Here is a 20,016-nt window from a genome sequence, read left to right as displayed (position 1 = left end):
CCCACGCCGCGGGGGAAGCGGACAGGATGGACCGGAAACGTTCATCCTTCGGCCCGGGGGGAGCCACCACCCATGAACCGTCCGCTGCGGCACATCGCCGTCTTCTGCGGGATCCTCACGCTCGCGCTGCTGCTGCGGGCGACCTGGGTGCAGTTCGCGCAGAACGACAACCTGGCGAACCACGAGAAGAACCGCCGCGTGCAGATCGAGGCCTTCTCCCACCCCCGCGGCGACATCATCGTCGGCGGCAAGTCCATCACCGGCTCGAAGAAGACGTCCGGCACCGACTTCGCGTACAAGCGGACCTTCAAACAGGGCCCCATGTACGCGCCGGTGACGGGCTACTTCTCGCAGGCCCAGGGCGGCACCTTCCTGGAGGGCGTCCACAACGGCATCCTCAGCGGCAACGACGACCGGCTCTTCATCAAGCGCACCCTTGACATGCTGACCGGCAAGAAGCAGCAGGGCGGCGACGTCGTCACCACCATCGACCCCAAGGCGCAGAAGGCGGCCTACGACGGCCTGGTGCGGCTGGACGCCAAGGGCGCCGTCGTCGCGCTCGACCCGCGCACCGGCAAGGTGCTCGCCCTGGCCAGCACCCCCTCGTACGACCCCTCCGTCTTCGCGGGCATCTCGCAGGAGGAGGGACGGACCTTCCAGCGGCTCGCCAAGCGCAAGGACAAGCCGCTGAGCAACCGCGCGCTGCGCGAGATCTACCCGCCGGGCTCCACCTTCAAGATCGTCACGGCGGCCGCCGCCCTGGAGCACGGCGTCGTCACGGACATCGACAAGCCGACCGGCGCCAGGACCCCGTACAAACTGCCCCTCAGCTCCACCCGCATCGGCAACGACGTGCCGGACTCCAACTGCGACAAGGTGTCGGTGAAGACCGGCATGCAGTGGTCCTGCAACAACGTCTTCCTCGACATCGCGCTCAAGGTCGGCAAGGACAAGATGCGCGAGACGGCGGAGAAGTTCGGGTTCAACGAAGAGCAATTCATCCCGGTGCGGGCCGCCGCAAGCAGCTATCCGGAGCGGCTCGACAAGCCGCAGACCGCGCTGACCGGCATGGGCCAGGGCAGCCTGACCAGCACCCCGCTCCAGATGGCGATGGTCACGGCCGGTCTCGCCAACGACGGCAAGGTCATGAAGCCGTACCTGGTCGAGGAGTTGCGCGGCCCCGACCTGACGACGATCGAGAAGTCCGAGCCCCACGAGCTGAACCAGGCCGTCTCCGAGGACACCGCGAAGAAGGTCCAGGAGATGATGGAGAACACCGTCGAGAACGGCACGGCGAACAAGGCGCGGATCGCGGGCGTCACGGTCGGCGGCAAGACCGGCACGGCCCAGCACGGCGCGGACGTCACCGACGAACGCCCCTACGCCTGGTTCGTCTCCTACGCCAAGAACGGCGACGGGGAGTCTCCGGTCGCGGTGGCGGTCTTCGTCGACCCGTCGAACATGGACATCCCGCGCTCGGAGATCGCGGGCGGCAAGCTGGGCGCGCCGATCGCGAAGGCCGTCATGGAGGCGGTCCTGGAGCGCTGACGCCCACGACGCGGCGTCACGCTTCCCACGGCAGCGGCCCGCTGTGCACCACGTCGAGCCGGGACACCGCCCGGGTCAGCACGACGTACAGCCGGTGCGGGCCGCGCCGCTCGGCCGCCGCGATCTCGGCGGGTTCGACGGCGACGACATGGTCGTACTCCAGGCCCTTGGCGAGCGAGGCGGGCAGCACGGTCACGCGCGCGCCCAGCTCGTCCGCGCCCGCCGTCTCGATCCCGGCCGCCGCCAGGGCAGCGCGCAGCCGCCCGGTCCGCGCGTCGGCGGCGATGACACCGACCGAGCCCTCCCACGCGAGCGCGCCCCGCACGGTCTCGACGGCGGCGGCCTCCACGTCGCGGGTCTTGAGGACGCGCAGCTCCCCGTCGGCCCGCATGGACCGCGCGGGCGGCACGTCGACGTCGAGGCGGGCGAGGAGCCGGTTGGCGAGCCCCACGATGGCCCGTGGCACCCGGAAGCCGGTGGTCAGCGGGGTCACGGTGGCATCCGGCTTGCCGAGGTGGCCGAGCAGCTCCGCCCAACTGCGCGCTGCCCAGGGGGTGGTGGCCTGCGCGAGATCGCCGAGGACCGTCAGCGAACCGAAGTCCGAGCGGCGCGCGATGGCCCGGCACTCCATCGGCGACAGGTCCTGCGCCTCGTCGACGACGATGTGCCCGTATCCGGCGGGGCGGTCGAGGAGACCCTCGATCTCGTCCATCAGCACCAGGTCGGCGGCGCTCCACTTCGCGGACTTGTACGAGCGCGGGGGCCTCGCCCACAGGATCGCCTTCTGCTCCTCGGCGTCGAGGATGCCGTCCGCGGCGGCGGCGAGCGCGTCCGGGTCGGCGAGCAGCCCCGCGAGGATCTCGTCCGCCCGCACCTTGGGCCAGGCCCGGTCGACGAAGGAACTCACCGGCCGGGCCCGGCAGATCTTCCGCACCCAGGCGTTGCCGCGCGGCCCGGAGCGCCGCTCGGCCTGCTCCTGGACGGCCCGCACGGCCCGGCTGCGCACCCGCTCGCGCCCCACGGAGTACGGCGGCTCCTCGGCCCGCACGGCGTCCACGATCCGCTCCAGCTCGTCGAGCGGCACCCGCCAGCGGTAGGACCCGTCCGGCACCGCCAGCGACTCGGCGGGCGGCGCGACGCGGGAGTACAGGGCGCGGCGCAGCACGGCCGCCATCCGGACGTCGTGCTTGACCAGGGCGGCGGCCTCGTCGTCCGTGGCACGCACCGGATGGCCGTGGTCACGGCCGATCTCGTCCCGCACGGTGGACTGGCGCACCCCGCTCTCGCCGAGGGAGGGCAGCACCTCGGCGATGTAGCGCAGGAAGGTCTGGTTGGGGCCGAGGATGAGCAGCCCGGAGCGGCGTATCCGCTGGGGGTGGGTGTAGAGGAGGTAGGCGGCGCGGTGCAGGCCGACGGCGGTCTTGCCGGTGCCGGGGGCGCCCTGTACGCAGAGGGAGGCGGTGAGTGCGCCGCGTACGAGGTCGTCCTGTTCGGGCTGGATGGTGGCGGCGATGTCACGCATGGGGCCGACGCGGGGCCGCTCGATCTCCCCGGCGACGATGCGGCTGCCGCCGCCTTCCGTGGCCTCGCCCTCGGCCAGGTGTTCGTCCTCCATGCCGGTGAGGTCCGCGGAGTCGCCCTTGCTGCCGGGCGCCCAGCCGAACCGGCGGCGGACGGCGACGCCCTGCGGGTCGCGGGCGCCGGCCTGGTAGAAGGCGCGGGAGACGGGTGCGCGCCAGTCGACGACGAGGGGTGGTGCCGAGGGGTGCTCGGTGATGCGCAGGCGCCCGATGTGGTAGCGCTGCCCGCGGTGGTCCCCGGCCTCCTCGGCGGCGGGGCCGGTGGCGGCGAAGTCGAGGCGGCCGAAGAAGAGGGGCGCTTCGGGCAGCTCGCGCAGCTCCTTGGCGTGGCTGCGGAACTGGTGGCCGAGGACTTCGGCGTCGGCGCCGGACGCGGACACGTCCTCTCCTGAGACGACCCGTTCCTGGGCGCCTTCGACCATGCCGTCGAGTGCGGCGCGGCAGGCGTCGTGGTAGCTGCGTTCTTGGGTGAGGGCGGCGGGGGAGGTCTGGGAAGTCGGAGCGGCCATGCCCACCAGAATAATGTAACCGAGTTAAATTCGTAACCGAGTAACATCACGCTCCCGCCGCCCCTTAGACTCCCCCCATGACCAGCAGCGACGCCGAGCCCGCCGAGCCCGGCCTGCGGACCCGCAAGAAGCAGCAGCGCCATCAGGCGATCTCCGAGACGGCGATCGCGCTCTTCCTGGAGAAGGGCTTCGACAAGGTGTCGGTCGCGGAGGTGGCCGCCGCGGCGGAGGTCTCCAAGCCGACCCTCTTCCGCTACTTCGCCGCCAAGGAGGACCTGGTCCTGCACCGCTTCGCCGACCACGAGGACGAGCCGGCCCGCGTCGTCGCCGCCCGCCCCGGCAAGCGCCCCGCCCTCGACGCCCTCCAGCGCCACTTCCTGGACGGCCTCGCGCGCCGGGACCCGGTGACCGGCCTCTGCGACGTCCCCGCGGTCCTCGCCTTCCACCGCCTGCTCTATGGCACCCCGTCCCTGGTCGCCCGCCTCCACGGCTACCAGAACCGCTCCGAACAGGCCCTCGCCGAGGCCCTGACCGCCGCACACGGCGGCAACCCCCTGGAATCCCGCCTGGCCGCGGCCCAGATCGTCGCCGTCCAGCGGATCCTCGCGGAGGAGAACTGGCGCCGGATCACCGCCGGCGAGAGCGCGGACGAGGCCTGGCCCGACGCGGTGACCTCGGCCAACCGCGCCTTCGCCCAACTGCGCACCGGCCTCCAGCGCTACGCGTGAGCGGCGTCGCCACGCGTGAGGGGCGTCGCTAGGCGTGAGCGGAGGGCGGCTCGGGCAGCGCCGAGGCGAGGTCCCACAGGGTGTCGAAGAGCTCGCGCCGCTGCGCGACCTTCTCCCGTGCCCGGGCTCCCGATCTGACATGCCAGCGGGTCAGGGAGGCCTTGTAGCCCATGAGGTCCAACACCTGGCGCTCCGCGGGAGTGCGCGCGGTCTTCCTCACCACCTCGTCGTAGATGCCGTCGAACAGCTCCTCGTCGTTGATCAGGCAGAACTTCAGGAGCGGTGTGATGTGCAGGGCACGGAACCGCACGTCCACGGCGCGCCGGCCCACCAGGTCCTGCGCGAGCTCGTCCAGAGCGGCCGCGAACCCCTGGGCCTTCGCCAGCAGCGCCGCCCGGAAGTCGGGATCGTCCACGGCCTTGCCGTCCCCGTCCAGCTTTCCTGGTATCGCCATCGGAGCGGTGAAGTCCGGTACCAGGATGCGGATGGTCACCGGGCGGGGATGCCCCTCACCGCCGAAATCCTCCAGGACGCGCAGAACCGGACGCACCACGCCTCCGGCCGCAGGGCGTCGTTCAGCCGCCGCACCTCGGCGTAAAGGACATAGCCGACCAGGCTGAGGATGGCGCCGCCCAGATAGGCCTTGCCCTCCAGGGCATCCCCCACCGGCTGCACGAACTGCGCGACCAGGCCTAGGCAGAACACGCCGAGCAGCAGTGCCTTGGTGACGGCGCTCTCCGCGTCCACCCAGCTCGCCGCCGCCCGCTCCCGCACCGAATGACGGCCGCTCGGCGCCACCAAGTCACCTCTTCCTTACCGGAGCTGACTGCAAGACCCAACACGAGAAGACCATGGTGCACGGCTGCGGTCCGGTCAGGAAGGGCCCGTGTCCAGGAGCCGCAACAGCGGTTCCAGCGTGGGGACGACGAGCTCGGCCCCGGCCTCTCGCAGCGGCGCGGCCTTGCGCTCGTCGCGCGCGTACCCCACGAACAGGACCTTGGCGTCCCGCGCCGCCTGGAGGTCGGTCGCCGTGTCGCCGATCATCACGGCCTCGGCGGGCTGGGCGCCCAGGCCGCGCAGGGCCCGGTTCAGGGAGTCGGGGTCCGGCTTGAGCAGGGCGGGCCGGTCCGTACGGCCGTGGATGTGCGGGCCGAACGCGTCGGTCAGGCCGTGCAGGTGGAGGTAGGCGGCAACGGCGCGCGGCGAGTTGTTGGTGACCACGGCGATACGCGCGCCCCGCTCCCGCAGCCCGCGGATCAGCCGGTGGGCGCCGGGCGTGGCCGGTGCCGTGTGCGCGGCCCTGACCTCGCCGGCCGTGAGGATCGCCTCCAGTTCTGCGATCAGAGCGGCGTCCTGGATCACGCCCTCACGCACGGCGCGATCCATGGCGCGCAGCACGTCGTGAGGGTCGGCGGACCGTTCCTCCCGCGGCGTGAGGACACCGCTGACGCCGCGCTCGCGGGCGTGTTCCCGCAGCTCGCGGGCGACGCTCGCGGATGACCCGTCCGGGAAGAGCCTGCAGACCGGCCCGTCGAAGTCGAAGAGCACGCAGCTCTCGTCCGGCGCGCTCAACAGCCGCGCCACTTCGCCCAGTTCGGCCGGATCCGTATACAGCCCGCGCCCAGCGGAATCCCGCTCGACGGTCTCGTCGGCGTCACCGTCCATGTCCCGTGCCTCCCCTTCGCCCAGGGCCCGGCCGAACGGCCCCGCGAACCACTCCCGCAGGGCCCGCTCCGCCCGCCGTTCGTCCGGCACCTCGTCCAGCTTCAGGGGTTCGGCGGCGCGCCGCAATGCCCGGCAGACCCGCGCCGCCGCGTACGCGAAGTCCGCGTCGTCCGGCTCGCCCGGCGGCACGGTCAGGTCGAGCGCGGCCCGCATGATGTCGGGGAAGACGGACTGGGCGTACTCGAAGTCGAGGTAGACGGGCAGGTCGGCGGCCAGGCCCGCGGTCATGTCCCGGTGCCCGGCGCGCTCCATCGCCTCGGCCCACAGCTCCTTCATCATGCTCTGCTCGTCCTTCTCGTACTCCATGCGTACGAGATGGGTGGCGAGGTCGTGCAACGGGTCCCCGTACATGGCCAGTTCCCAGTCGATGACCGCGACCTGCTTGCGGTCGACGACGACGTTGGCGCGGTGCACGTCGGTGTGGAGCAGGCAGAAGGGCCGCGGCGTCAGGCGGGGGCGGTCCGGGTCGTCGCGGAAGGCGGCCATGACGCCGGGGCGGATGCCGACGGCGGTGAAGAGCTCATGGAACCGCCACCGGTGGGGGCGGTGCACGCGCTCCTCGGTGAAGTCGACCAGCCAGGCGAGGAACTCCTCGGTCCGCGCCGACTCGGGCCAGCCCGCGGGCCGGGGCGGCAGCTCCGCCTCCGGCACGGAGGCGGTCCTGGCGAAGAACTCGGCGAAGGACCGCATCATCGGCTCTCCGACGGGACCCTCGGGCTGGACGTCGGACAGCGCCCGCCCCGCCCGGTAGGAGTGCAGTGACCAGTCCCCGAAGTCCCGGAAGCAGCGCGGCACCTCAGCGAGGTGCCGGCTCACCACCTTGAGCAGCTCCGCCTCGCTGGGCCAGATGCGCGGCACCACCTCCACGGTCCGGCGCGGCATCCGGCATTTGACGCGGGCCCGGAACGGCATCGTGCGCAGCAGCAGGGCGAGGGACCAGCTGAGCGGCACGACATAGTTGATGTTGTGGTGACCTGCCACGACCTCACGGTCCGGGTGGTCCCTGTGCGAGTCGGCGAGGCGTCGGATCCACGTCTCGCGGCGCCCGCTCTTCGGCGCCTCGTGGGGGGAGCGAGGCGGAGGTGACGGCATGAGCGCAGAGGGTATCCGGTGACCGGAACCGTTTCTGTGACATGCCGCAATGTGGACACCGGCGCGCCGTACGCCGCCTCCGCCCGCCCTTGGTGACCTCCCTCAGCGCCCCTTGCCACGCAGCCGCTTCAGGACGGGCTCCAGGGACGGGACCACGTGCCGCACACCCGCCGCCGTGAGCAGCCGGGCCTCGCGTGCACCGCGCGCGTAGCCCAGGAACCCGACGCCCGCCCGGCGGGCCGCCTCGAAGTCCGTGGGGGCGTCGCCGATCATCAGGGTGGTCTGCGGGTCGGCGCCCATGGCCCGCAGGGCACGGTGCAGGCAGTGCGGGTCGGGTTTGAGTAGCCGGAGGTCCTGGGTGCGGCCGTAGATGTGCGGGGCGAAGCACTCCAGGAGGCCGCGCGAGGCGAGGTAACGGCTCACGGCGCTCGGGGAGTGGTTGGTGGTGATGGCCAACCGGGCGCCGACCGCCGTCCAGGTGCGGATGAGCGGGTCGACGTGCGGGGTGGGGAGGGCGGAGACCACGGCGGTCAGCTCGTGCTGGGTAAGACGTTTCTCCAGCTCCTCGACCAGATCGCTGCGGGGGCGCCGGCGGTCGACGGCGCGCAGTACGACGTACGGGTCGACCTGGCACCGCTCCTCCTCGGAGAGCAGGCCGGGCAGGCCCAGCCCCGCCAGGCACCGGACCTGGTCCTCGGCCGCCTTCTGGGCCGAGCGTCCGGGGAAGAGCCGGCAGATGGGGCCGTCGAAGTCGAAGAGCACGAACCGAACAGGATCGATCAGATCATGAAGCCTTTCGGTCTCGTCACCGAGTCCCTCGGGCCATATCGCGTCGGATTGCGTCGAGTCAGCGGTCACTTAAGAGAGTGTCAGGTCCGTGGTGATGGTTGCCCAGAGTGCGTCGAACCACTTCTGCGACTCCTCCACGAACTGGGCGTCACGCGACTCCTCCCCCGGCCCGCCGAAGGAGAAGAGCGGCGCCTTGACACCCAGCACGTCATAGAGGTCCAGCACCTCGCTGCCGCCGTCCGCGTCCAGCTCCAGCTGCTCGCGCCCCAGCGTGTAGTACGCGAGCAGCGCCTCGCGGTGGTTGAGGAGGTAGAGCTTGACGGGCGTGGTGAAGGGCAGCGCGCGGAAGGTGACGTCGACGTCGATGCCGTGCGAGGCCCGCAGCGCGCGCAGGTTGTGGCGCAGGACCTGGCCCTGCGCGTTGCGCTGGTTCAGCCAGCGCCGGTGGAGCCGCTCGCGGCTCTCCGCGTCGTACTGGACCGGCACCGGGAACGCCAGCTGGATGTCGCTGCTCGGCAGCAGGATCCGCACCTCGATCGAGCGCGGGCGGATGCGGCCCTCATGGATCAGACGGACCGGCTCCCCGAGGGCGATCATCAGCGTCTCGGCGGTGTAGGAGACCACGTCGATCCGCACGTCCTGCTCCGCGAACGCCTCGGCGAGGCGCGGGGCGAGGGCGACCATGGACGGCTGGGGGCCCCGGCTCGCGGGGGCCGGGCCCGATGCGGCGACCCTCGGCGGGCTGCCCTTGCTGACGTTGGAGAGGAGGCCTTCGCCCTGGAGCTTCTTCATCGCCTGCCGCACGGTGCCGCGCTCCACGCCGAACTCGTCGGCGAGCTCCGCCTGGGTCGGCAGGCGGTCGCCCGCCTTCAGCTCACCCGCCTTGATGCGGTCCCGGATGGCGTCGGCGATGTCCTGGGGTGAGAGCTTTCTGCTGCCGTTCACTGCAACGTTCTCCTGGGTCACGACCAAACGATACAACTGGCCGCCATCTCGGGGCAGTTGAAGTGAAGTTGTTTATTCAGCCGAACCAAGTGGGGACAACTACAGCAGAGTTGGTTGCCAACTTGGTCAAGATGGCAGAAGGGGGAACCATCATGCCCGTCATAGCCCTCCTCGCGGCCGTGGTCGCTGTCACCGTCGAACAGCTCGTGCAGTGGAAGTACGGCCCAATGGGCATCGCCGGTCTCCTCCTGCTGACCATCGGCCTCAAGGCGAAGAACGCCACGTGCAGCTCCATCGGCGCCGTGGTCCTCGCCCTGATGGTGACAGGCCCGGCGGGCTGAGCGGGCCGGCGGCGGGATCCCGCTCAGCCCGCCGCCAGCTCCAGATCCCGGCTGATCGTGTTCCACAGCGCGTTGAACCACAGGTGGGACTGCTCCACGAACGTCGTGTCCCGCAGCCCGTCCCCCTGCCGGAACGGGAAGAGCATCGACTGCGCGCCCTGCGCGTCGTACATCTCCAGGGACTCCTGGCCGATCTCCTCGTCCCGCTTGGTGAGCGTGTAGTACGCGAAGAGCGCCTCCGCGCCGTTGATCAGGTACAGCTTCACCGGGGGCGTGAACGGCAGCGCGCGGAACTGCACCGATACGTCGATGCCGTGCGAGGCCCGCAGCGCGAGGAGGTTGTGGCGCAGCACCTGCCCCTGCGCGTTGCGCTGGTCGAGCCAGCGGCGGTGGACGCGGCCGTCCTCGTCGTCCCCGCAGTCGACCGCCGCCGGAAAGGCGAGGTCGATGTCGCGGCTCGGTAGCAGCACCCGGACGTCGACCTTGGCCGGTTTGCGCTGCCCGGCGTGGATCCGCCGGAGCGGTTCGCCGATCGCCATGGTGAGGGAGACGGAGGTCAGGCAGAGCGCGTCTATCTCCACGTGCGGCGCCTCGAAGGCCGCCGCGACGCGCGGCGCGAGGCCGACCATCGTGGGCTGCGGGCACGCCGCGCCACCGCCCGCGAGCATGCGTTCGGAGGCGTCGGCCACCGTGGCGGGGCTCCCCTTGGACACATTGGACAGGAGGTGCTCGCGGTGCAGGATGCGCAGCGCCTCGCGCACGGCTCCGCGCTCCACGCCGAACTCGTCCGCCAGCTCGGCCTGGGTGGGCATGCGCCGGCCGGGCGGCAGCGCTCCGGACCTGATGCGGTCGCGCAGTACGTCGGCCACCTCGCGGTGGGAGCGCCGCCGCTTGCGCCCGTTGACGGGTGCGTGTTCCGTGCTCACAACCAAACAGTACAACTTCGCGCCATCTTAGGGGAGTTGCGGGAAAGGTGGTTATGAGTCGACTCCTGGCGGAGATAAGTCAGTTGAAGTTGGTAGCCAACTTTGGCGACATGGTCAGACCCTTCCGGGGTTGGCCACCACCCATCGGCAGCCGTGGCGACATACCCACCCGGCCCGCCAGTTGGCCACCGGCCGAACGGGGTCCGCCACCCCGATCCGAAGGAGGAACGCCATGCCGCTCATCGCCCTTGCCGTCGCCGCCCTCGCCATCGGCTTCGAACAGCTCATCCAGTGGAAGTACGGACCGCTGGGCATCATCGCCTTCGTCCTGCTGACCGTGGGGATCAAGGCGAAGAACACCAAGATCAGCGGGGTCGGGGCGGCGCTGCTCGTCCTGCTCCTCGCACAGTCGGGCTGACGGCCCGGCTGAGCGGGTCCGACTGGCCGGGTTCCCATCCGGAGGGGAGCCGGGAGTCCGGCCGGCCGTCGGAAAACCGAGTCCCGGCTCCCGGCTACGGGGGAGCCGGGACTCAGCTTTCCCGGGCCCGCCTCAGAAGACGTCCTGGCACCACGGCCGCCGGGCGGTACGGAACAGGGCGTCGGCCGCCGCGGCCGCCCCGGCCCGCTCCTCGGCCACGAGCCCGAGCGCCACGAGCCGCGCCACGGACTCGTCCCCCAGCCACAGCCGCGCCAACTCTCCGACGTCCAGGGTGAGATCGGGCTCCTGACGGGTCGGCGCGCACACCGCGCCACCGCCCTGCGCCACCTCCAGCCGATAGCGCCCGCCCGCGAGCCCCGCCGCGTCGGCGACCTCAAGGACGAGCGCGCCTGACCCCGCGTACGTACGCGCCTCCAGGGCCCGTACGACGTCCAGGATCCGCACCCAGAGCCAGTCCACGTGCCCGCTCACCCTGGCGGCGCGCGGGTCGGGCAGCAGCTGCGGGAGCAGGTCGTCGGGGGCCCGCCAGCCGGACTTCACCGTGACGACCCGGTCGACCGAGCAGACGAAGTGCCACAGGGCCCGCTCGGCGGCGGGCGTGACGGCGATCAGCGACAGCACCGTCAAGGTGTTGGCCGGCTGTTGGGTGTCGCTCCGCTCGTCGTCCGTGGCCCGGTACGCGACCAGGCCGTCGACGCGCCCCGACGGGTCGCGGTAGAGGGCGTAGAACGGCTCCTGCCAGGGGTGCTCGGGCGTGGCCTGCTGCCCGGTGTTCCGCAGCCACCACCACTGGTCGCGGTTGACGGCGCCGTGCCGCGCGGCCCTGAACCGCTCGTGCAGCTCGGGCCCGAACTCGCGTACGTCGTCGCCGTCGACGAGATCGATGCGGGCCCCGGCGTCCGACGGCCCCGACCAGCGCGGGTCGAGCCCCGAGCGCGGCACGTCGACCGTCCACTCGGTGACCGAGGTCGCGGGCCCGAAGCCGAACCGGCCGTAGATCCCGTACTCGGTGGCGATGAGCGTGGCGACCACGTCACCGCGCTCCTTCGCCGCCGCGAGATCGGCGGCCATCATGCGGGTGAGGATGCCGCGGCGCCGGTACGTGGGCGCGACGGTCACCACCGAGACGGCGTTGGCGGCCACGGCGGCACCGCCCACCGCGGTCAGCTCCTGGGTGTAGGACCGGTACGTCCCCACGCAGCGGCCGCGGTCGAAGGCCCCCTGCACGCGGCCGATGTCGCCCCGGGCGCGGGCGTGCGCCACGGTGTCGTCGGAGACGCCCGCCAGCGGGTGCAGGAAACCGGCGTGGGCGGCCCGTACCCAGACGGGTAGCTCCGCGTCGGTGACCGCTCTTACCTCGACATCGCCTTCAAGATCACGCATGCGCCCACGCTAGGCAGCCCGGCACGTTCTGCCCACCGGTTTTCTGCGTGAGCCCGGGTCACACCAGCAGATCGTCCACCTGCGCCTCGCCCTCGCGGTAGCGCCGGGTGATCTCCGCGCTGCAATGGTCCGCCGTGCGCTGGAGCGACTGGCGCCGCCGCGAGACCTGCTGTTCGTACCGCACGAGGCGGCCCATGGCCGCGTTCAGCTCATCGTCCGTGCGGGCCGCCAGGTCGGAGAGCGCGACCTCGGCGAGCATCTCCGTGGCCAGCAGGCGGTACTCCTCGCTGTGCGGCGTGCCGAGCGTGACGTGCCGTGCCGACGAGCGCTGCCTGGCCGGGGCGTCCGCCAGGATCTCCGAGAGCCGGTCGACGACGGCCGCCTCCGGCTTCGGCTCCAGCGTGTTCCCCCGGCGCGCGATCTCGGCCCGCAGGATGTCGATGCGCCCCTGGAGAAGCCGACGCACATAGCTGAGGTCGGCCTCGTCCTGCTGCGCCGCCCTGCGCAGCTCCCGAAGCTCCGGCAGCCGCCGCGCCGCGAGGTCGCGCACCGGCACCTCGGGCAGCAGCGGACTCGCCGTGCGCTGCGTCGGCGGACGCGGAACCGGTGTGCGCCGCAGCGAGATGCGGCCGGGCGACTGCCCCGTACTTGGTGTGATCATGTTGCTCTACCCGTCCCCTCGACCGGCCGACGCGGTGCACCGCGTGTGAGCATCGTGCCACCCCGAGTGGCCGCTATGTGAATGAGTGCCCGGAATCAGCCCCAGATGGGGGGATCCTGGGCATCCGATGGAACCGCCGGGCCCGTCCGGCCGTCACGGGGACACGGCATGATGGCCGCATGCGAGCAGTGGTGCAGAGGGTGGACGGCGCGAGTGTGGTCGTCGAGGGCGATGGCGGCCCCGAGACGGTGGGCGAGATCGACGGCGAGGGCCTGTGCGTCCTGGTGGGCGTCACGCATGACGACACCAAGGAGAAGGCGGCCCAACTGGCCCGCAAACTCTGGACGTTGCGCATGCTGGCCGACGAGAAGTCGTGCAGCGACATCGACGCGCCGCTGCTCGTCGTCAGCCAGTTCACCCTCTACGGCGACGCCCGCAAGGGCCGCCGCCCCACCTGGAACGCGGCGGCCCCCGGCGATGTGGCCGAGCCCCTGGTCGACGAGGTCGTGGCCCGGCTGCGCGCCCTGGGCGCGACCGTGGCGACCGGCCGCTTCGGGGCGCGGATGCGGGTGGGGTTGACGAACGACGGGCCGTTCACGGTGCTCCTGGAGATGTGAGCCCGCGTCTGGGACCTACGGCTCGACCACGACCTCCTGGGCCGCGGCGGTGTCCCCCGCCACCAGCTCCGCGTCCACCGGCACGTTCCGCTTCACCAGCGCGAGGGCGATCGGCCCCAGCTCGTGGTGGCGGGCGGAGGTGGTGACGAACCCGAGCTTGCGGCCCTCGGCGCCCTCGCTCGCGAGATGGACCGGCGTCCCGGCCACCGGCAGGTGGACGTCGCTGCCGTCCAGATGGAGGAAGACCAGGCGGCGCGGCGGCTTCCCCAGGTTCTGGACGCGGGCGACGGTCTCCTGCCCGCGATAGCAGCCCTTCTGGAGGTGCACGGCGGTGCCGATCCAGCCCAGCTCGTGAGGGATCGTGCGGTGGTCGGTCTCGAAGCCGAGGCGCGGCCGGTGTGTCTCCACCCGCAGCGCCTCGTACGCGAGGAGACCGGCCGCCGGGCCGTTCTGCTCCGCGTAGGCCTCCAGGTCCGCGCGCGGCAGGAACAGGTCGCGGCCGTGCGCCGTCTCGCGTACGACGACTCCCTCGGGGACCGGGGCGATGGAACCGGCGGGCAGGTGGACGACGGCGAACTCGTCGGTGCGGTCGGCGACTTCCACGCGGTAGAAGAACTTCATGCTCTCCAGGTACGCGATGAGCGCGTCCTGCGTGCCGGGCTCGACGTGCGCCCAGATGGTCTCACCGTCGTCCACGAGATAGAGGGCGTGTTCGATGTGGCCGTTGGCGGAGAGGATCAGCGCTTCGGTGGCCTGTCCTGCGGGCAGCTCGCTGACGTGCTGGGTGAGCAGCAGGTGCAGCCAGCTCAGGCGGTCGGAGCCGGTGACGGTGACCACACCGCGGTGGGAGAGGTCGACGAATCCGGTGCCGTCGGCGAGGGCGCGCTGCTCGCGGAACAGGTCGCCGTAGTGGGCGGCGACGCCTTCGTCCACGCCCTCGGCGGGGACGGCGCCGGGCAGGGACAAGAGGGGGCTCTTCATGTTCACAAAGGGTACGACCAGCGGGCCGCGGCTTTTATTTCTGCCCGCGCTTGCCGCTACTCCTGGCGGCACTTCCCGCACTGCCCGAAGATCGCGAAGTGCTTCAGGTCGGTGTCAAAGCCGAAGGTCTCGCGCAGCTTGGCGGTGAACTCCGCGGCGACCTCGGTGTCGGCCTCGATGACGTCCGTGCAGTCCCGGCAGACCAGGTGCATGTGGTGGTGGCGGTCGGCCAGGTGGTACGTCGGCGCGCCGTGCCCGAGGTGGGCGTGGCTGACCAGGCCCAGCTCCTCCAGCAGCTCCAGGGTCCGGTACACCGTGGAGATGTTGACCCCCGACGCCGTCTTGCGCACTTCGCAGAGGATGTCGTCGGGGGTCGCGTGCTCAAGGGTGTCGACGGCTTCGAGAACGAGCTGTCGCTGCGGTGTCAGCCGGTAGCCGCGCTGCCGCAGATCGCTCTTCCAGTCGGAGCCGGTGCTCCTGGAGTCGGTGCTCGCCACACCAGAGAGTCTAGGTCTACTTGAAGAAAGCGATGCCGTCGTCGGGCAGGTCGCCGAGGTTGCGCGCCATGTCGGCGACCTCCTCGGGCGTGACGACCTTCTTGAGCTGCGCCGACATGTAGGGGCGCAGCGGCACCTCGGGGGTCTGCTTCTCGCCGACCCACATCAGGTCGCCCTTCACATAGCCGTAGAGCCGCTTGCCGCCGGTGTAGGGGGCGGAGGCGGCGGTGCGCGCGACGGCGTCCGTGACCAGGTCGATCTGCGGCTTCTTGTCGGCCAGCTCGCCGTACCAGACCTCGACGACACCGTCGTCGCGGACCATCACGACCTCGACCTTGCGGTGCTCGTCGACGCGCCAGAAGCCGGACTCCGACTCCAGCGGCTTCACCTTGTTGCCCTCGGCGTCGAGCACCCAGGTGTACGAGCGGTACTCGATGAAGTCCCGCCCGTCGTGGGTGAAGGAGACCTCCTGGCCGAAGTTCGCCTTCTCGGCGCCGGGGAAGTCGGTGACGCCCGCGCCCGCCCAGTTGCCGAGGAGGAAGGCGAGGGGGACGAGGGAGGGGTTCAGGTCGGACGGAATCTCGATCATGGGAAGCTCAGGCGATCTGTGGTGGTGGGGAGGGTGGCGGGTATCAGCGCTGGCCCTGGTACAGCTTCTTCACGGTGAGCCCGGCGAAGGCGAGAACGCCGACGCAGACAAGGACCAGCAGGGCGGAGAAGAAGGCCTCAAGCACGGGGTGCTCCTCGGTGAGCTGTTGGGGCAGGTATCAGAGCCGGTCCCACTGTAGTCGGGCGGCGCCCGTCTCTCTCTGTGAGGGCCCTTACGTGTGGGGCCTTACGATGCCGCCATGGCGAAGAAGCTCGTGATCAAGGTGACCGCCGGGGCCGACGCCCCCGAGCGCTGCTCCCAGGCCTTCACGGTGGCGGCCGTGGCCGTGGCCAGCGGGGTGGAGGTGTCGCTCTGGCTGACCGGCGAGTCGTCGTGGTTCGCGCTGCCGGGCCGGGCGGCGGAATTCGATCTCCCGCATGCGGCGCCGCTGCCGGATCTGATCGACTCGGTCATGTCGGCCGGCCGGATCACGCTCTGCACGCAGTGCGCGGCGCGCCGCGACATCTCGGAGCAGGACGTCATCCCCGGCGTGCGGATCGCGGGCGCGCAGGTCTTCGTCCAGGAGGCGACGACGGAGGGCGTGCAGGCGCTCGTGTACTGAGGCCGCCCGGTCGTACGCTGGGCGTATGTACGCGCGCAGGCGCCATGTGTACTTCGTGATGATGGGGACGTGCCTCACGCTGTTCGTCCTGGCGTGGGGCGTCGTGCGGCTGTGGTCGGTGCCGGTCGCCGTCGGCATGTGCGTCGTGGCGATGGTGATCCCGCCCTTGGCGGCCGTCGTCGCCAACCGGCGCGGCCCGGATGACCGATGGTGGGACGATCCCTCCGGTGACCCGAAGTCGGACGAGTGGTGGGACGAGCTGGACGGCGGACGCCGCCGGTAGCCGAAGGGCCGCACCCCGTTCCAGTGGCGTCCAACCCCCTGGGGCGCGGCCCTTCGGCCGTTCACGGTGCGGTGCGGATCAGACCGCGATCGCGACCTCCGCGAGGCCACCCGGCTGGGCGACGACCTTGCGGTCGGCCGTGCCGCCGGGGACCAGCGCCCGGACGGTCCACGTGCCCTCGGCGGCGTAGAAGCGGAACTGTCCGGTGGCCGAGGTGGGGACCTCGGCGGTGAACTCGCCGGTCGAGTCGAGCAGGCGCACGTAACCGGTGACGGGCTCGCCGTCGCGGGTCACCTGGCCCTGGATCGTGGTCTCACCGGGCTTGATCGTCGAAGCGTCGGGGCCGCCGGCCTTTGCTCCACACATGTCGTACTCCTGAGGTTCCTGAGGATGAGGGGAGGGTCGGGAGGCTTACTTGTCGGCGCCGAGCTCGATCGGCACGCCGACGAGCGAGCCGTACTCGGTCCAGGAGCCGTCGTAGTTCTTGACGTTGGTCTGGCCGAGCAGCTCGTGCAGGACGAACCAGGTCAGGGCGGAGCGCTCACCGATGCGGCAGTAGGCGATGGTGTCCTTCGACAGGTCCACCTGCTCGGCCTCGTAGAGGGCCTTGAGCTCCTCGTCGGACTTGAACGTGCCGTCGTCGTTGGCGTTCTTCGACCACGGGATGTTGCGGGCGCTCGGCACGTGGCCGGGGCGCTGCGACTGCTCCTGCGGGAGGTGGGCCGGGGCGAGCAGCTTGCCGCTGAACTCGTCGGGCGAGCGCACGTCGACCAGGTTCTGCGCGCCGATCGCGGCCACGACGTCGTCGCGGAAGGCGCGGATCGAGGTGTCCTGCGGCTTGGCCTTGTACTCGGTGGCGGGGCGGCTGGGGACCTCGGAGCCGTCGACCAGGTCGCGGGAGTCCAGCTCCCACTTCTTGCGGCCGCCGTCGAGCAGCCGCACGTCCTGGTGGCCGTAGAGCTTGAAGTACCAGAAGGCGTACGACGCGAACCAGTTGTTGTTGCCGCCGTAGAGGACGACGGTGGAGTCGTTCGCGATGCCCTTCGCCGACAGGAGCTTCTCGAAGCCCTCCTGGTCGATGAAGTCACGGCGGACCGGGTCCTGGAGGTCCTTGGTCCAGTCGATGCGGATCGCGTTCTTGATGTGGTTCTTGTCGTACGCGGAGGTGTCCTCATCGACCTCGACGAGGACGACCTTCGGGTCGTCGATGTGGGCCTCGACCCAGTCGGCGTCTACCAGGACGTCGCTGCGGCTCATGCTTCTCTCCTCCGGGGCAGTTACGGCGGTGCGGCGTTGCGAGGGGACGTGCGGGTACGGCTGAGACGCGCGGGGAGGCGCGGCGTACGTGGCACGGGGGGTGGCCCTGACCGATGTCGTCAACGGGCCGGGGGAATACGGGAGGTGCGACTCCCGCTAGAAGGTGCGACAGAGCATGGCGGCGACGCGGCACAGGTCTACTGCCCGCCGCTTCGTGAGGTCCGCCTGTCGGTTCATAGGGCCGATCGTAGGGATGCGGAGGCGGCTGTGTCACCGGTGCTCCGCATACTGAGACACGATCGTCCACGATGTGGGAATGGTTGAAGCCCGGGGCCGCCCCGACGGGGCCCCGGGCTCCGTGTCGTGCCCGTCACATCCGCCCGCCGGACGGGTCCGTCTCGCACTGCGGACGGAGCCCCGCGGGGGGCGGGGTTCAGCCGGTCAGGCTCACGTCGGAGCCGGTCACGGTCATGTCCACACCGTCCGGCGCCGCCTCGACCTTCTCCAGCCGGATCCCGGCCGGCAGGTCGTCGATCTTCTGCTCGAAGTCGGTGACGTCGCGGACCATGCCCTCGGGCAGCGGGACGGCGACACCGAGGATCTCCAGCTTCTTCGGGATCTCGTCGGCGTGGACCTTGATGGTGTCGCCCTCGACCCGCAGGGAGCTGAGCACGTGGACGGGCTTGGGCAGCTTCGCGCCGCCCTTGCTGACCTCGACCTCGACCTTGATCTTGCCGTTGCCCCCGTCGGAGAGGCCGACGACCTTGCCGGTGGCGCCGAGCGGCAGCGACACGGGCTCGGACTTGCCGGCCTTCAGCAGCTCGTCGTACGAGACGTGCGCGGTGCCCGTGGCGGTCGCGGCCGTCGCCGAGCTGTAGTCGCCGGAGAACTTCACGCCCTTCATGTGAGCGGTCAGATCGGCGATGCGGATCGAGTCGGACCCGGACCGGGCGTCGTAGTCCTTGATGCCGATCTCCACGTCGTCGAGCTCACCGCCCGCGACCTGGGTCAGGAAGGGGAAACCCTGGATGGAGACCTCGGGGGCCTCGCTCAGCCCCTCGCTGGTGCGCAGCTTCTCCGCCGCCTCGTTCTCGGCGAAGTTCACGGCGAGCCGGTCGGCCGCCACGAACAGACCCCCGAGGATCACGACGACGACCAGAAGTATTCGTACGGCGCGCTTGCTCATGTCCGGTCTTCCCCCACCTTGATCCCCCGCATCGACTGTCCTTGCCGCGAGCCTAAAGGACAGGTCCCCGGCCTTCGGGCCCGGCCGGGGACCTGTCGATCAGCTGTGACGATCGCGTACGGACGTCAGCCGATGGCACGGCCGAGGACGTAGACGGCCGGCGCGGCGGCGGCCAGCGGGAGCGCGACGCCCGCCGTCATGTGCACGAAGCGCGACGGGTAGTCGTAGCTCGCGGCGCGGTGCCCGATCAGCGCGCAGACCCCGGCGCCGAGGGCGAGCAGCGCGCCCTTGCCGCCCAGGTCCGTCATGCCGCCCAGCACGACCCCGGCGCCGGCGGCCGCGAGCAGCGCGACGACGACGGAGACGGGCGTGGGCAGCGGCAGCGCGCGGGCGACGACCGCGACGGCGACCGCGACGCAGCCCACGGTGACGGCGTCGGAGGCGGCCGCGAGGTGCCCGGCGGCGATGATCGCGAGCGCGGCGGAGACCACGGTGGCCATCAGCCCGTACATCCGCTCGTCCGCCCCGGCCCGGCTGCGCAGCTGGAGGACGAGCACCAGCAGCACCCACACGCCGAGGGTGCCGAGGATGGCGGCGGGCGCGTGCTCCTTGCCCACGGCGAGCAGCACGGCGTCGGCGACGACACCGCCGAGGAAGGCGAGCGCGATGCCCTGCCGGGCGGGCCACATGCCGTTGAGCCGGAACCAGCCGGCGGCGGTCACGGCCTGGAGGATCACCAGCGGCACGAGCAGGGCGTACGGCCCGGTGGCGGCGCCGGCCGCGAGCAGCAGCCCGAGGACCGCGGTGAGGGCGGCGGGCTGCATCCCCGGCTCGATGATCGGCGAACGCCCCTCGGCGCGGGCGCGCTGGGCGTCGGTGACGCGGGGGTTGCCGGTGGTGGTGGCGGAACCGTACGCGGGTCCTGCGGCTGCCGCTGCCGGTGCGGGCGCGGGTGCCGCCTGGTGTGCCGGGGCGTACGCCTCGCTCTGCTGCGGCAGGTACGCCGTCTCCGTCATGTCCACCGCCGGGGCGGGCGACTGCGCCTGCGCCTCCCAGGTCTGGCCCTCCCACTGCTGGGTGTACTGGTCCTGGGAGTACTGGCCCTGGGCGTACTGATCCTGGGGGTAGGCCTGCGGGTACTGCTGTTGCTGCGGGTACTGCTGCTGCTGCGGGTACTGCTGCTGCGAGTACTGCTGCTCCGGATACGGCTGCTGGGCGTACTGCTGCTGCTCCGGATACGGCTGCCCGGCGTAGGGGTCGTACCCCTCATGGCCCTGATGGCCCTCGTAGCCCTCGTACGGCTGATTGGACATGGCGC

24 protein-coding genes are annotated in these 20,016 nt (G+C 71.3%); 7 read left to right on the top strand and 17 right to left on the bottom strand.

Going from position 1 to position 20,016, the window contains the following annotated elements:
• Nucleotides 1-72 precede the first annotated feature (72 nt).
• Nucleotides 73-1,548 carry a peptidoglycan D,D-transpeptidase FtsI family protein gene (locus ACF062_RS29905; RefSeq protein WP_392142765.1) on the top strand — a complete coding sequence of 492 codons (1,476 nt, stop codon included), beginning with the start codon at nucleotides 73-75 and terminating at the stop codon, nucleotides 1,546-1,548.
• A 16-nt stretch (nucleotides 1,549-1,564) separates the two neighbouring features.
• Here the strand turns inward: ACF062_RS29905 and ACF062_RS29900 are convergent, their stop codons facing one another.
• Nucleotides 1,565-3,637, bottom strand: coding sequence for a HelD family protein (locus tag ACF062_RS29900; protein ID WP_392142764.1), 2,073 nt, complete (start codon nucleotides 3,635-3,637; stop codon nucleotides 1,565-1,567).
• A 77-nt stretch (nucleotides 3,638-3,714) separates the two neighbouring features.
• Here ACF062_RS29900 and ACF062_RS29895 point away from each other — a divergent pair, with 77 nt between their 5' ends.
• Nucleotides 3,715-4,365, top strand: coding sequence for a TetR/AcrR family transcriptional regulator (locus tag ACF062_RS29895; RefSeq protein WP_392142763.1), 651 nt, complete (start codon nucleotides 3,715-3,717; stop codon nucleotides 4,363-4,365).
• Nucleotides 4,366-4,393: 28 nt separating this feature from the next.
• On the opposite strand, the gene ACF062_RS29890 is transcribed toward ACF062_RS29895, so the two are convergent.
• From ACF062_RS29890 to ACF062_RS29870, 5 genes are all read right to left on the bottom strand, one after another.
• Entirely contained in the window at nucleotides 4,394-4,858 is a 465-nt protein-coding gene (locus ACF062_RS29890) for a hypothetical protein (RefSeq protein WP_392142762.1), read from the bottom strand.
• Complete coding sequence (locus ACF062_RS29885) at nucleotides 4,855-5,166, bottom strand: hypothetical protein (RefSeq protein ID WP_392142761.1); 312 nt, start codon at nucleotides 5,164-5,166, stop codon at nucleotides 4,855-4,857. The genes ACF062_RS29890 and ACF062_RS29885 overlap by 4 nt, the downstream gene beginning before the upstream one ends.
• 72 nt (nucleotides 5,167-5,238) lie before the next feature.
• Nucleotides 5,239-7,182, bottom strand: a complete 1,944-nt coding sequence (locus tag ACF062_RS29880; RefSeq protein ID WP_392142760.1) for an HAD-IA family hydrolase — start codon at nucleotides 7,180-7,182, stop codon at nucleotides 5,239-5,241.
• Between the two features lie 102 nt (nucleotides 7,183-7,284).
• Nucleotides 7,285-8,040: an HAD family hydrolase gene (locus ACF062_RS29875; RefSeq protein ID WP_392142759.1), complete on the bottom strand. Its 756-nt coding sequence runs from the start codon at nucleotides 8,038-8,040 to the stop codon at nucleotides 7,285-7,287.
• Nucleotides 8,041-8,943 (bottom strand): GntR family transcriptional regulator, encoded by a 903-nt coding sequence (locus tag ACF062_RS29870; protein ID WP_392143010.1) that lies wholly within the window; start codon nucleotides 8,941-8,943, stop codon nucleotides 8,041-8,043.
• 125 nt (nucleotides 8,944-9,068) lie between these two features.
• Between ACF062_RS29870 and ACF062_RS29865 the strand changes: the two genes are divergently transcribed.
• Complete coding sequence (locus ACF062_RS29865) at nucleotides 9,069-9,257, top strand: hypothetical protein (RefSeq protein ID WP_392142758.1); 189 nt, start codon at nucleotides 9,069-9,071, stop codon at nucleotides 9,255-9,257.
• 23 nt (nucleotides 9,258-9,280) lie between these two features.
• Here the strand turns inward: ACF062_RS29865 and ACF062_RS29860 are convergent, their stop codons facing one another.
• Nucleotides 9,281-10,189 (bottom strand): FadR/GntR family transcriptional regulator, encoded by a 909-nt coding sequence (locus tag ACF062_RS29860; RefSeq protein WP_392142757.1) that lies wholly within the window; start codon nucleotides 10,187-10,189, stop codon nucleotides 9,281-9,283.
• Between the two features lie 226 nt (nucleotides 10,190-10,415).
• Between ACF062_RS29860 and ACF062_RS29855 the strand changes: the two genes are divergently transcribed.
• Nucleotides 10,416-10,601: a hypothetical protein gene (locus tag ACF062_RS29855; protein ID WP_320590573.1), complete on the top strand. Its 186-nt coding sequence runs from the start codon at nucleotides 10,416-10,418 to the stop codon at nucleotides 10,599-10,601.
• 132 nt (nucleotides 10,602-10,733) lie between these two features.
• Here the strand turns inward: ACF062_RS29855 and ACF062_RS29850 are convergent, their stop codons facing one another.
• Both ACF062_RS29850 and ACF062_RS29845 read right to left on the bottom strand, forming a co-directional pair.
• Nucleotides 10,734-12,005 (bottom strand): GNAT family N-acetyltransferase, encoded by a 1,272-nt coding sequence (locus ACF062_RS29850; protein WP_392142756.1) that lies wholly within the window; start codon nucleotides 12,003-12,005, stop codon nucleotides 10,734-10,736.
• A 58-nt stretch (nucleotides 12,006-12,063) separates the two neighbouring features.
• Nucleotides 12,064-12,666, bottom strand: coding sequence for an ABC transporter substrate-binding protein (locus ACF062_RS29845; RefSeq protein WP_392142755.1), 603 nt, complete (start codon nucleotides 12,664-12,666; stop codon nucleotides 12,064-12,066).
• 179 nt (nucleotides 12,667-12,845) lie between these two features.
• Between ACF062_RS29845 and dtd the strand changes: the two genes are divergently transcribed.
• Nucleotides 12,846-13,283: a D-aminoacyl-tRNA deacylase gene (gene dtd, locus ACF062_RS29840; RefSeq protein WP_392142754.1), complete on the top strand. Its 438-nt coding sequence runs from the start codon at nucleotides 12,846-12,848 to the stop codon at nucleotides 13,281-13,283.
• A gap of 15 nt (nucleotides 13,284-13,298) precedes the next feature.
• On the opposite strand, the gene ACF062_RS29835 is transcribed toward dtd, so the two are convergent.
• Genes ACF062_RS29835 through ACF062_RS29825 form a run of 3 tightly spaced genes read right to left on the bottom strand, consistent with a single transcriptional unit; the run spans nucleotide 13,299 to nucleotide 15,350 of the window.
• Nucleotides 13,299-14,264: a folate-binding protein YgfZ gene (locus ACF062_RS29835; RefSeq protein ID WP_223775436.1), complete on the bottom strand. Its 966-nt coding sequence runs from the start codon at nucleotides 14,262-14,264 to the stop codon at nucleotides 13,299-13,301.
• Nucleotides 14,265-14,320: 56 nt separating this feature from the next.
• Entirely contained in the window at nucleotides 14,321-14,761 is a 441-nt protein-coding gene (locus ACF062_RS29830; RefSeq protein WP_392142753.1) for a Fur family transcriptional regulator, read from the bottom strand.
• A 16-nt stretch (nucleotides 14,762-14,777) separates the two neighbouring features.
• Complete coding sequence (locus ACF062_RS29825; RefSeq protein ID WP_230901566.1) at nucleotides 14,778-15,350, bottom strand: FABP family protein; 573 nt, start codon at nucleotides 15,348-15,350, stop codon at nucleotides 14,778-14,780.
• Between the two features lie 259 nt (nucleotides 15,351-15,609).
• Here ACF062_RS29825 and ACF062_RS29820 point away from each other — a divergent pair, with 259 nt between their 5' ends.
• Both ACF062_RS29820 and ACF062_RS29815 read left to right on the top strand, forming a co-directional pair.
• Nucleotides 15,610-15,972 (top strand): DsrE family protein, encoded by a 363-nt coding sequence (locus ACF062_RS29820; protein WP_223775439.1) that lies wholly within the window; start codon nucleotides 15,610-15,612, stop codon nucleotides 15,970-15,972.
• 25 nt (nucleotides 15,973-15,997) lie between these two features.
• On the top strand, nucleotides 15,998-16,255 hold the full coding sequence (locus tag ACF062_RS29815) for a DUF3099 domain-containing protein (protein ID WP_392142752.1): 258 nt from the start codon (nucleotides 15,998-16,000) through the stop codon (nucleotides 16,253-16,255).
• Nucleotides 16,256-16,333: 78 nt separating this feature from the next.
• Here ACF062_RS29815 and ACF062_RS29810 read toward each other — a convergent pair whose 3' ends face one another.
• The 5 genes from ACF062_RS29810 to ACF062_RS29790 all read right to left on the bottom strand — a co-directional run bounded on the left by ACF062_RS29810 (nucleotide 16,334) and on the right by ACF062_RS29790 (nucleotide 20,011).
• Nucleotides 16,334-16,621 (bottom strand): DUF1416 domain-containing protein, encoded by a 288-nt coding sequence (locus ACF062_RS29810; RefSeq protein WP_320590572.1) that lies wholly within the window; start codon nucleotides 16,619-16,621, stop codon nucleotides 16,334-16,336.
• A 45-nt stretch (nucleotides 16,622-16,666) separates the two neighbouring features.
• Nucleotides 16,667-17,512: a sulfurtransferase gene (locus ACF062_RS29805; RefSeq protein WP_392142751.1), complete on the bottom strand. Its 846-nt coding sequence runs from the start codon at nucleotides 17,510-17,512 to the stop codon at nucleotides 16,667-16,669.
• A 156-nt stretch (nucleotides 17,513-17,668) separates the two neighbouring features.
• Nucleotides 17,669-17,749, bottom strand: a complete 81-nt coding sequence (locus tag ACF062_RS29800) for a putative leader peptide (protein ID WP_356580218.1) — start codon at nucleotides 17,747-17,749, stop codon at nucleotides 17,669-17,671.
• Between the two features lie 196 nt (nucleotides 17,750-17,945).
• Entirely contained in the window at nucleotides 17,946-18,698 is a 753-nt protein-coding gene (locus tag ACF062_RS29795; RefSeq protein WP_392142750.1) for a DUF2993 domain-containing protein, read from the bottom strand.
• A gap of 125 nt (nucleotides 18,699-18,823) precedes the next feature.
• Nucleotides 18,824-20,011 (bottom strand): hypothetical protein, encoded by a 1,188-nt coding sequence (locus tag ACF062_RS29790; protein ID WP_392142749.1) that lies wholly within the window; start codon nucleotides 20,009-20,011, stop codon nucleotides 18,824-18,826.
• Nucleotides 20,012-20,016 lie beyond the last annotated feature (5 nt).

It is taken from the genome of Streptomyces sp. NPDC015345, assembly GCF_043078805.1.
Lineage (GTDB): Bacteria > Actinomycetota > Actinomycetes > Streptomycetales > Streptomycetaceae > Streptomyces.
Note: the sequence above shows the minus strand (reverse complement) of the source record. Positions and strands in the feature narration are given on the sequence as shown.

Excerpts from the sequence above, each read along its gene's own strand:
- ACF062_RS29905 (WP_392142765.1), top strand. The coding sequence starts at position 73 with ATGAACCGTCCGCTGCGGCACATCGCCGTCTTCTGCGGGATCCTCACG.
- ACF062_RS29900 (WP_392142764.1), bottom strand. The coding sequence starts at position 3,637 with ATGGCCGCTCCGACTTCCCAGACCTCCCCCGCCGCCCTCACCCAAGAA.
- ACF062_RS29895 (WP_392142763.1), top strand. The coding sequence starts at position 3,715 with ATGACCAGCAGCGACGCCGAGCCCGCCGAGCCCGGCCTGCGGACCCGC.
- ACF062_RS29880 (WP_392142760.1), bottom strand. The coding sequence starts at position 7,182 with ATGCCGTCACCTCCGCCTCGCTCCCCCCACGAGGCGCCGAAGAGCGGG.
- ACF062_RS29865 (WP_392142758.1), top strand. The coding sequence starts at position 9,069 with ATGCCCGTCATAGCCCTCCTCGCGGCCGTGGTCGCTGTCACCGTCGAA.
- ACF062_RS29855 (WP_320590573.1), top strand. The coding sequence starts at position 10,416 with ATGCCGCTCATCGCCCTTGCCGTCGCCGCCCTCGCCATCGGCTTCGAA.
- ACF062_RS29850 (WP_392142756.1), bottom strand. The coding sequence starts at position 12,005 with ATGCGTGATCTTGAAGGCGATGTCGAGGTAAGAGCGGTCACCGACGCG.
- ACF062_RS29845 (WP_392142755.1), bottom strand. The coding sequence starts at position 12,666 with ATGATCACACCAAGTACGGGGCAGTCGCCCGGCCGCATCTCGCTGCGG.
- dtd (WP_392142754.1), top strand. The coding sequence starts at position 12,846 with ATGCGAGCAGTGGTGCAGAGGGTGGACGGCGCGAGTGTGGTCGTCGAG.
- ACF062_RS29835 (WP_223775436.1), bottom strand. The coding sequence starts at position 14,264 with ATGAAGAGCCCCCTCTTGTCCCTGCCCGGCGCCGTCCCCGCCGAGGGC.
- ACF062_RS29825 (WP_230901566.1), bottom strand. The coding sequence starts at position 15,350 with ATGATCGAGATTCCGTCCGACCTGAACCCCTCCCTCGTCCCCCTCGCC.
- ACF062_RS29820 (WP_223775439.1), top strand. The coding sequence starts at position 15,610 with ATGGCGAAGAAGCTCGTGATCAAGGTGACCGCCGGGGCCGACGCCCCC.
- ACF062_RS29815 (WP_392142752.1), top strand. The coding sequence starts at position 15,998 with ATGTACGCGCGCAGGCGCCATGTGTACTTCGTGATGATGGGGACGTGC.
- ACF062_RS29810 (WP_320590572.1), bottom strand. The coding sequence starts at position 16,621 with ATGTGTGGAGCAAAGGCCGGCGGCCCCGACGCTTCGACGATCAAGCCC.
- ACF062_RS29805 (WP_392142751.1), bottom strand. The coding sequence starts at position 17,512 with ATGAGCCGCAGCGACGTCCTGGTAGACGCCGACTGGGTCGAGGCCCAC.
- ACF062_RS29800 (WP_356580218.1), bottom strand. The coding sequence starts at position 17,749 with ATGAACCGACAGGCGGACCTCACGAAGCGGCGGGCAGTAGACCTGTGC.
- ACF062_RS29795 (WP_392142750.1), bottom strand. The coding sequence starts at position 18,698 with ATGAGCAAGCGCGCCGTACGAATACTTCTGGTCGTCGTCGTGATCCTC.
- ACF062_RS29790 (WP_392142749.1), bottom strand. The coding sequence starts at position 20,011 with ATGTCCAATCAGCCGTACGAGGGCTACGAGGGCCATCAGGGCCATGAG.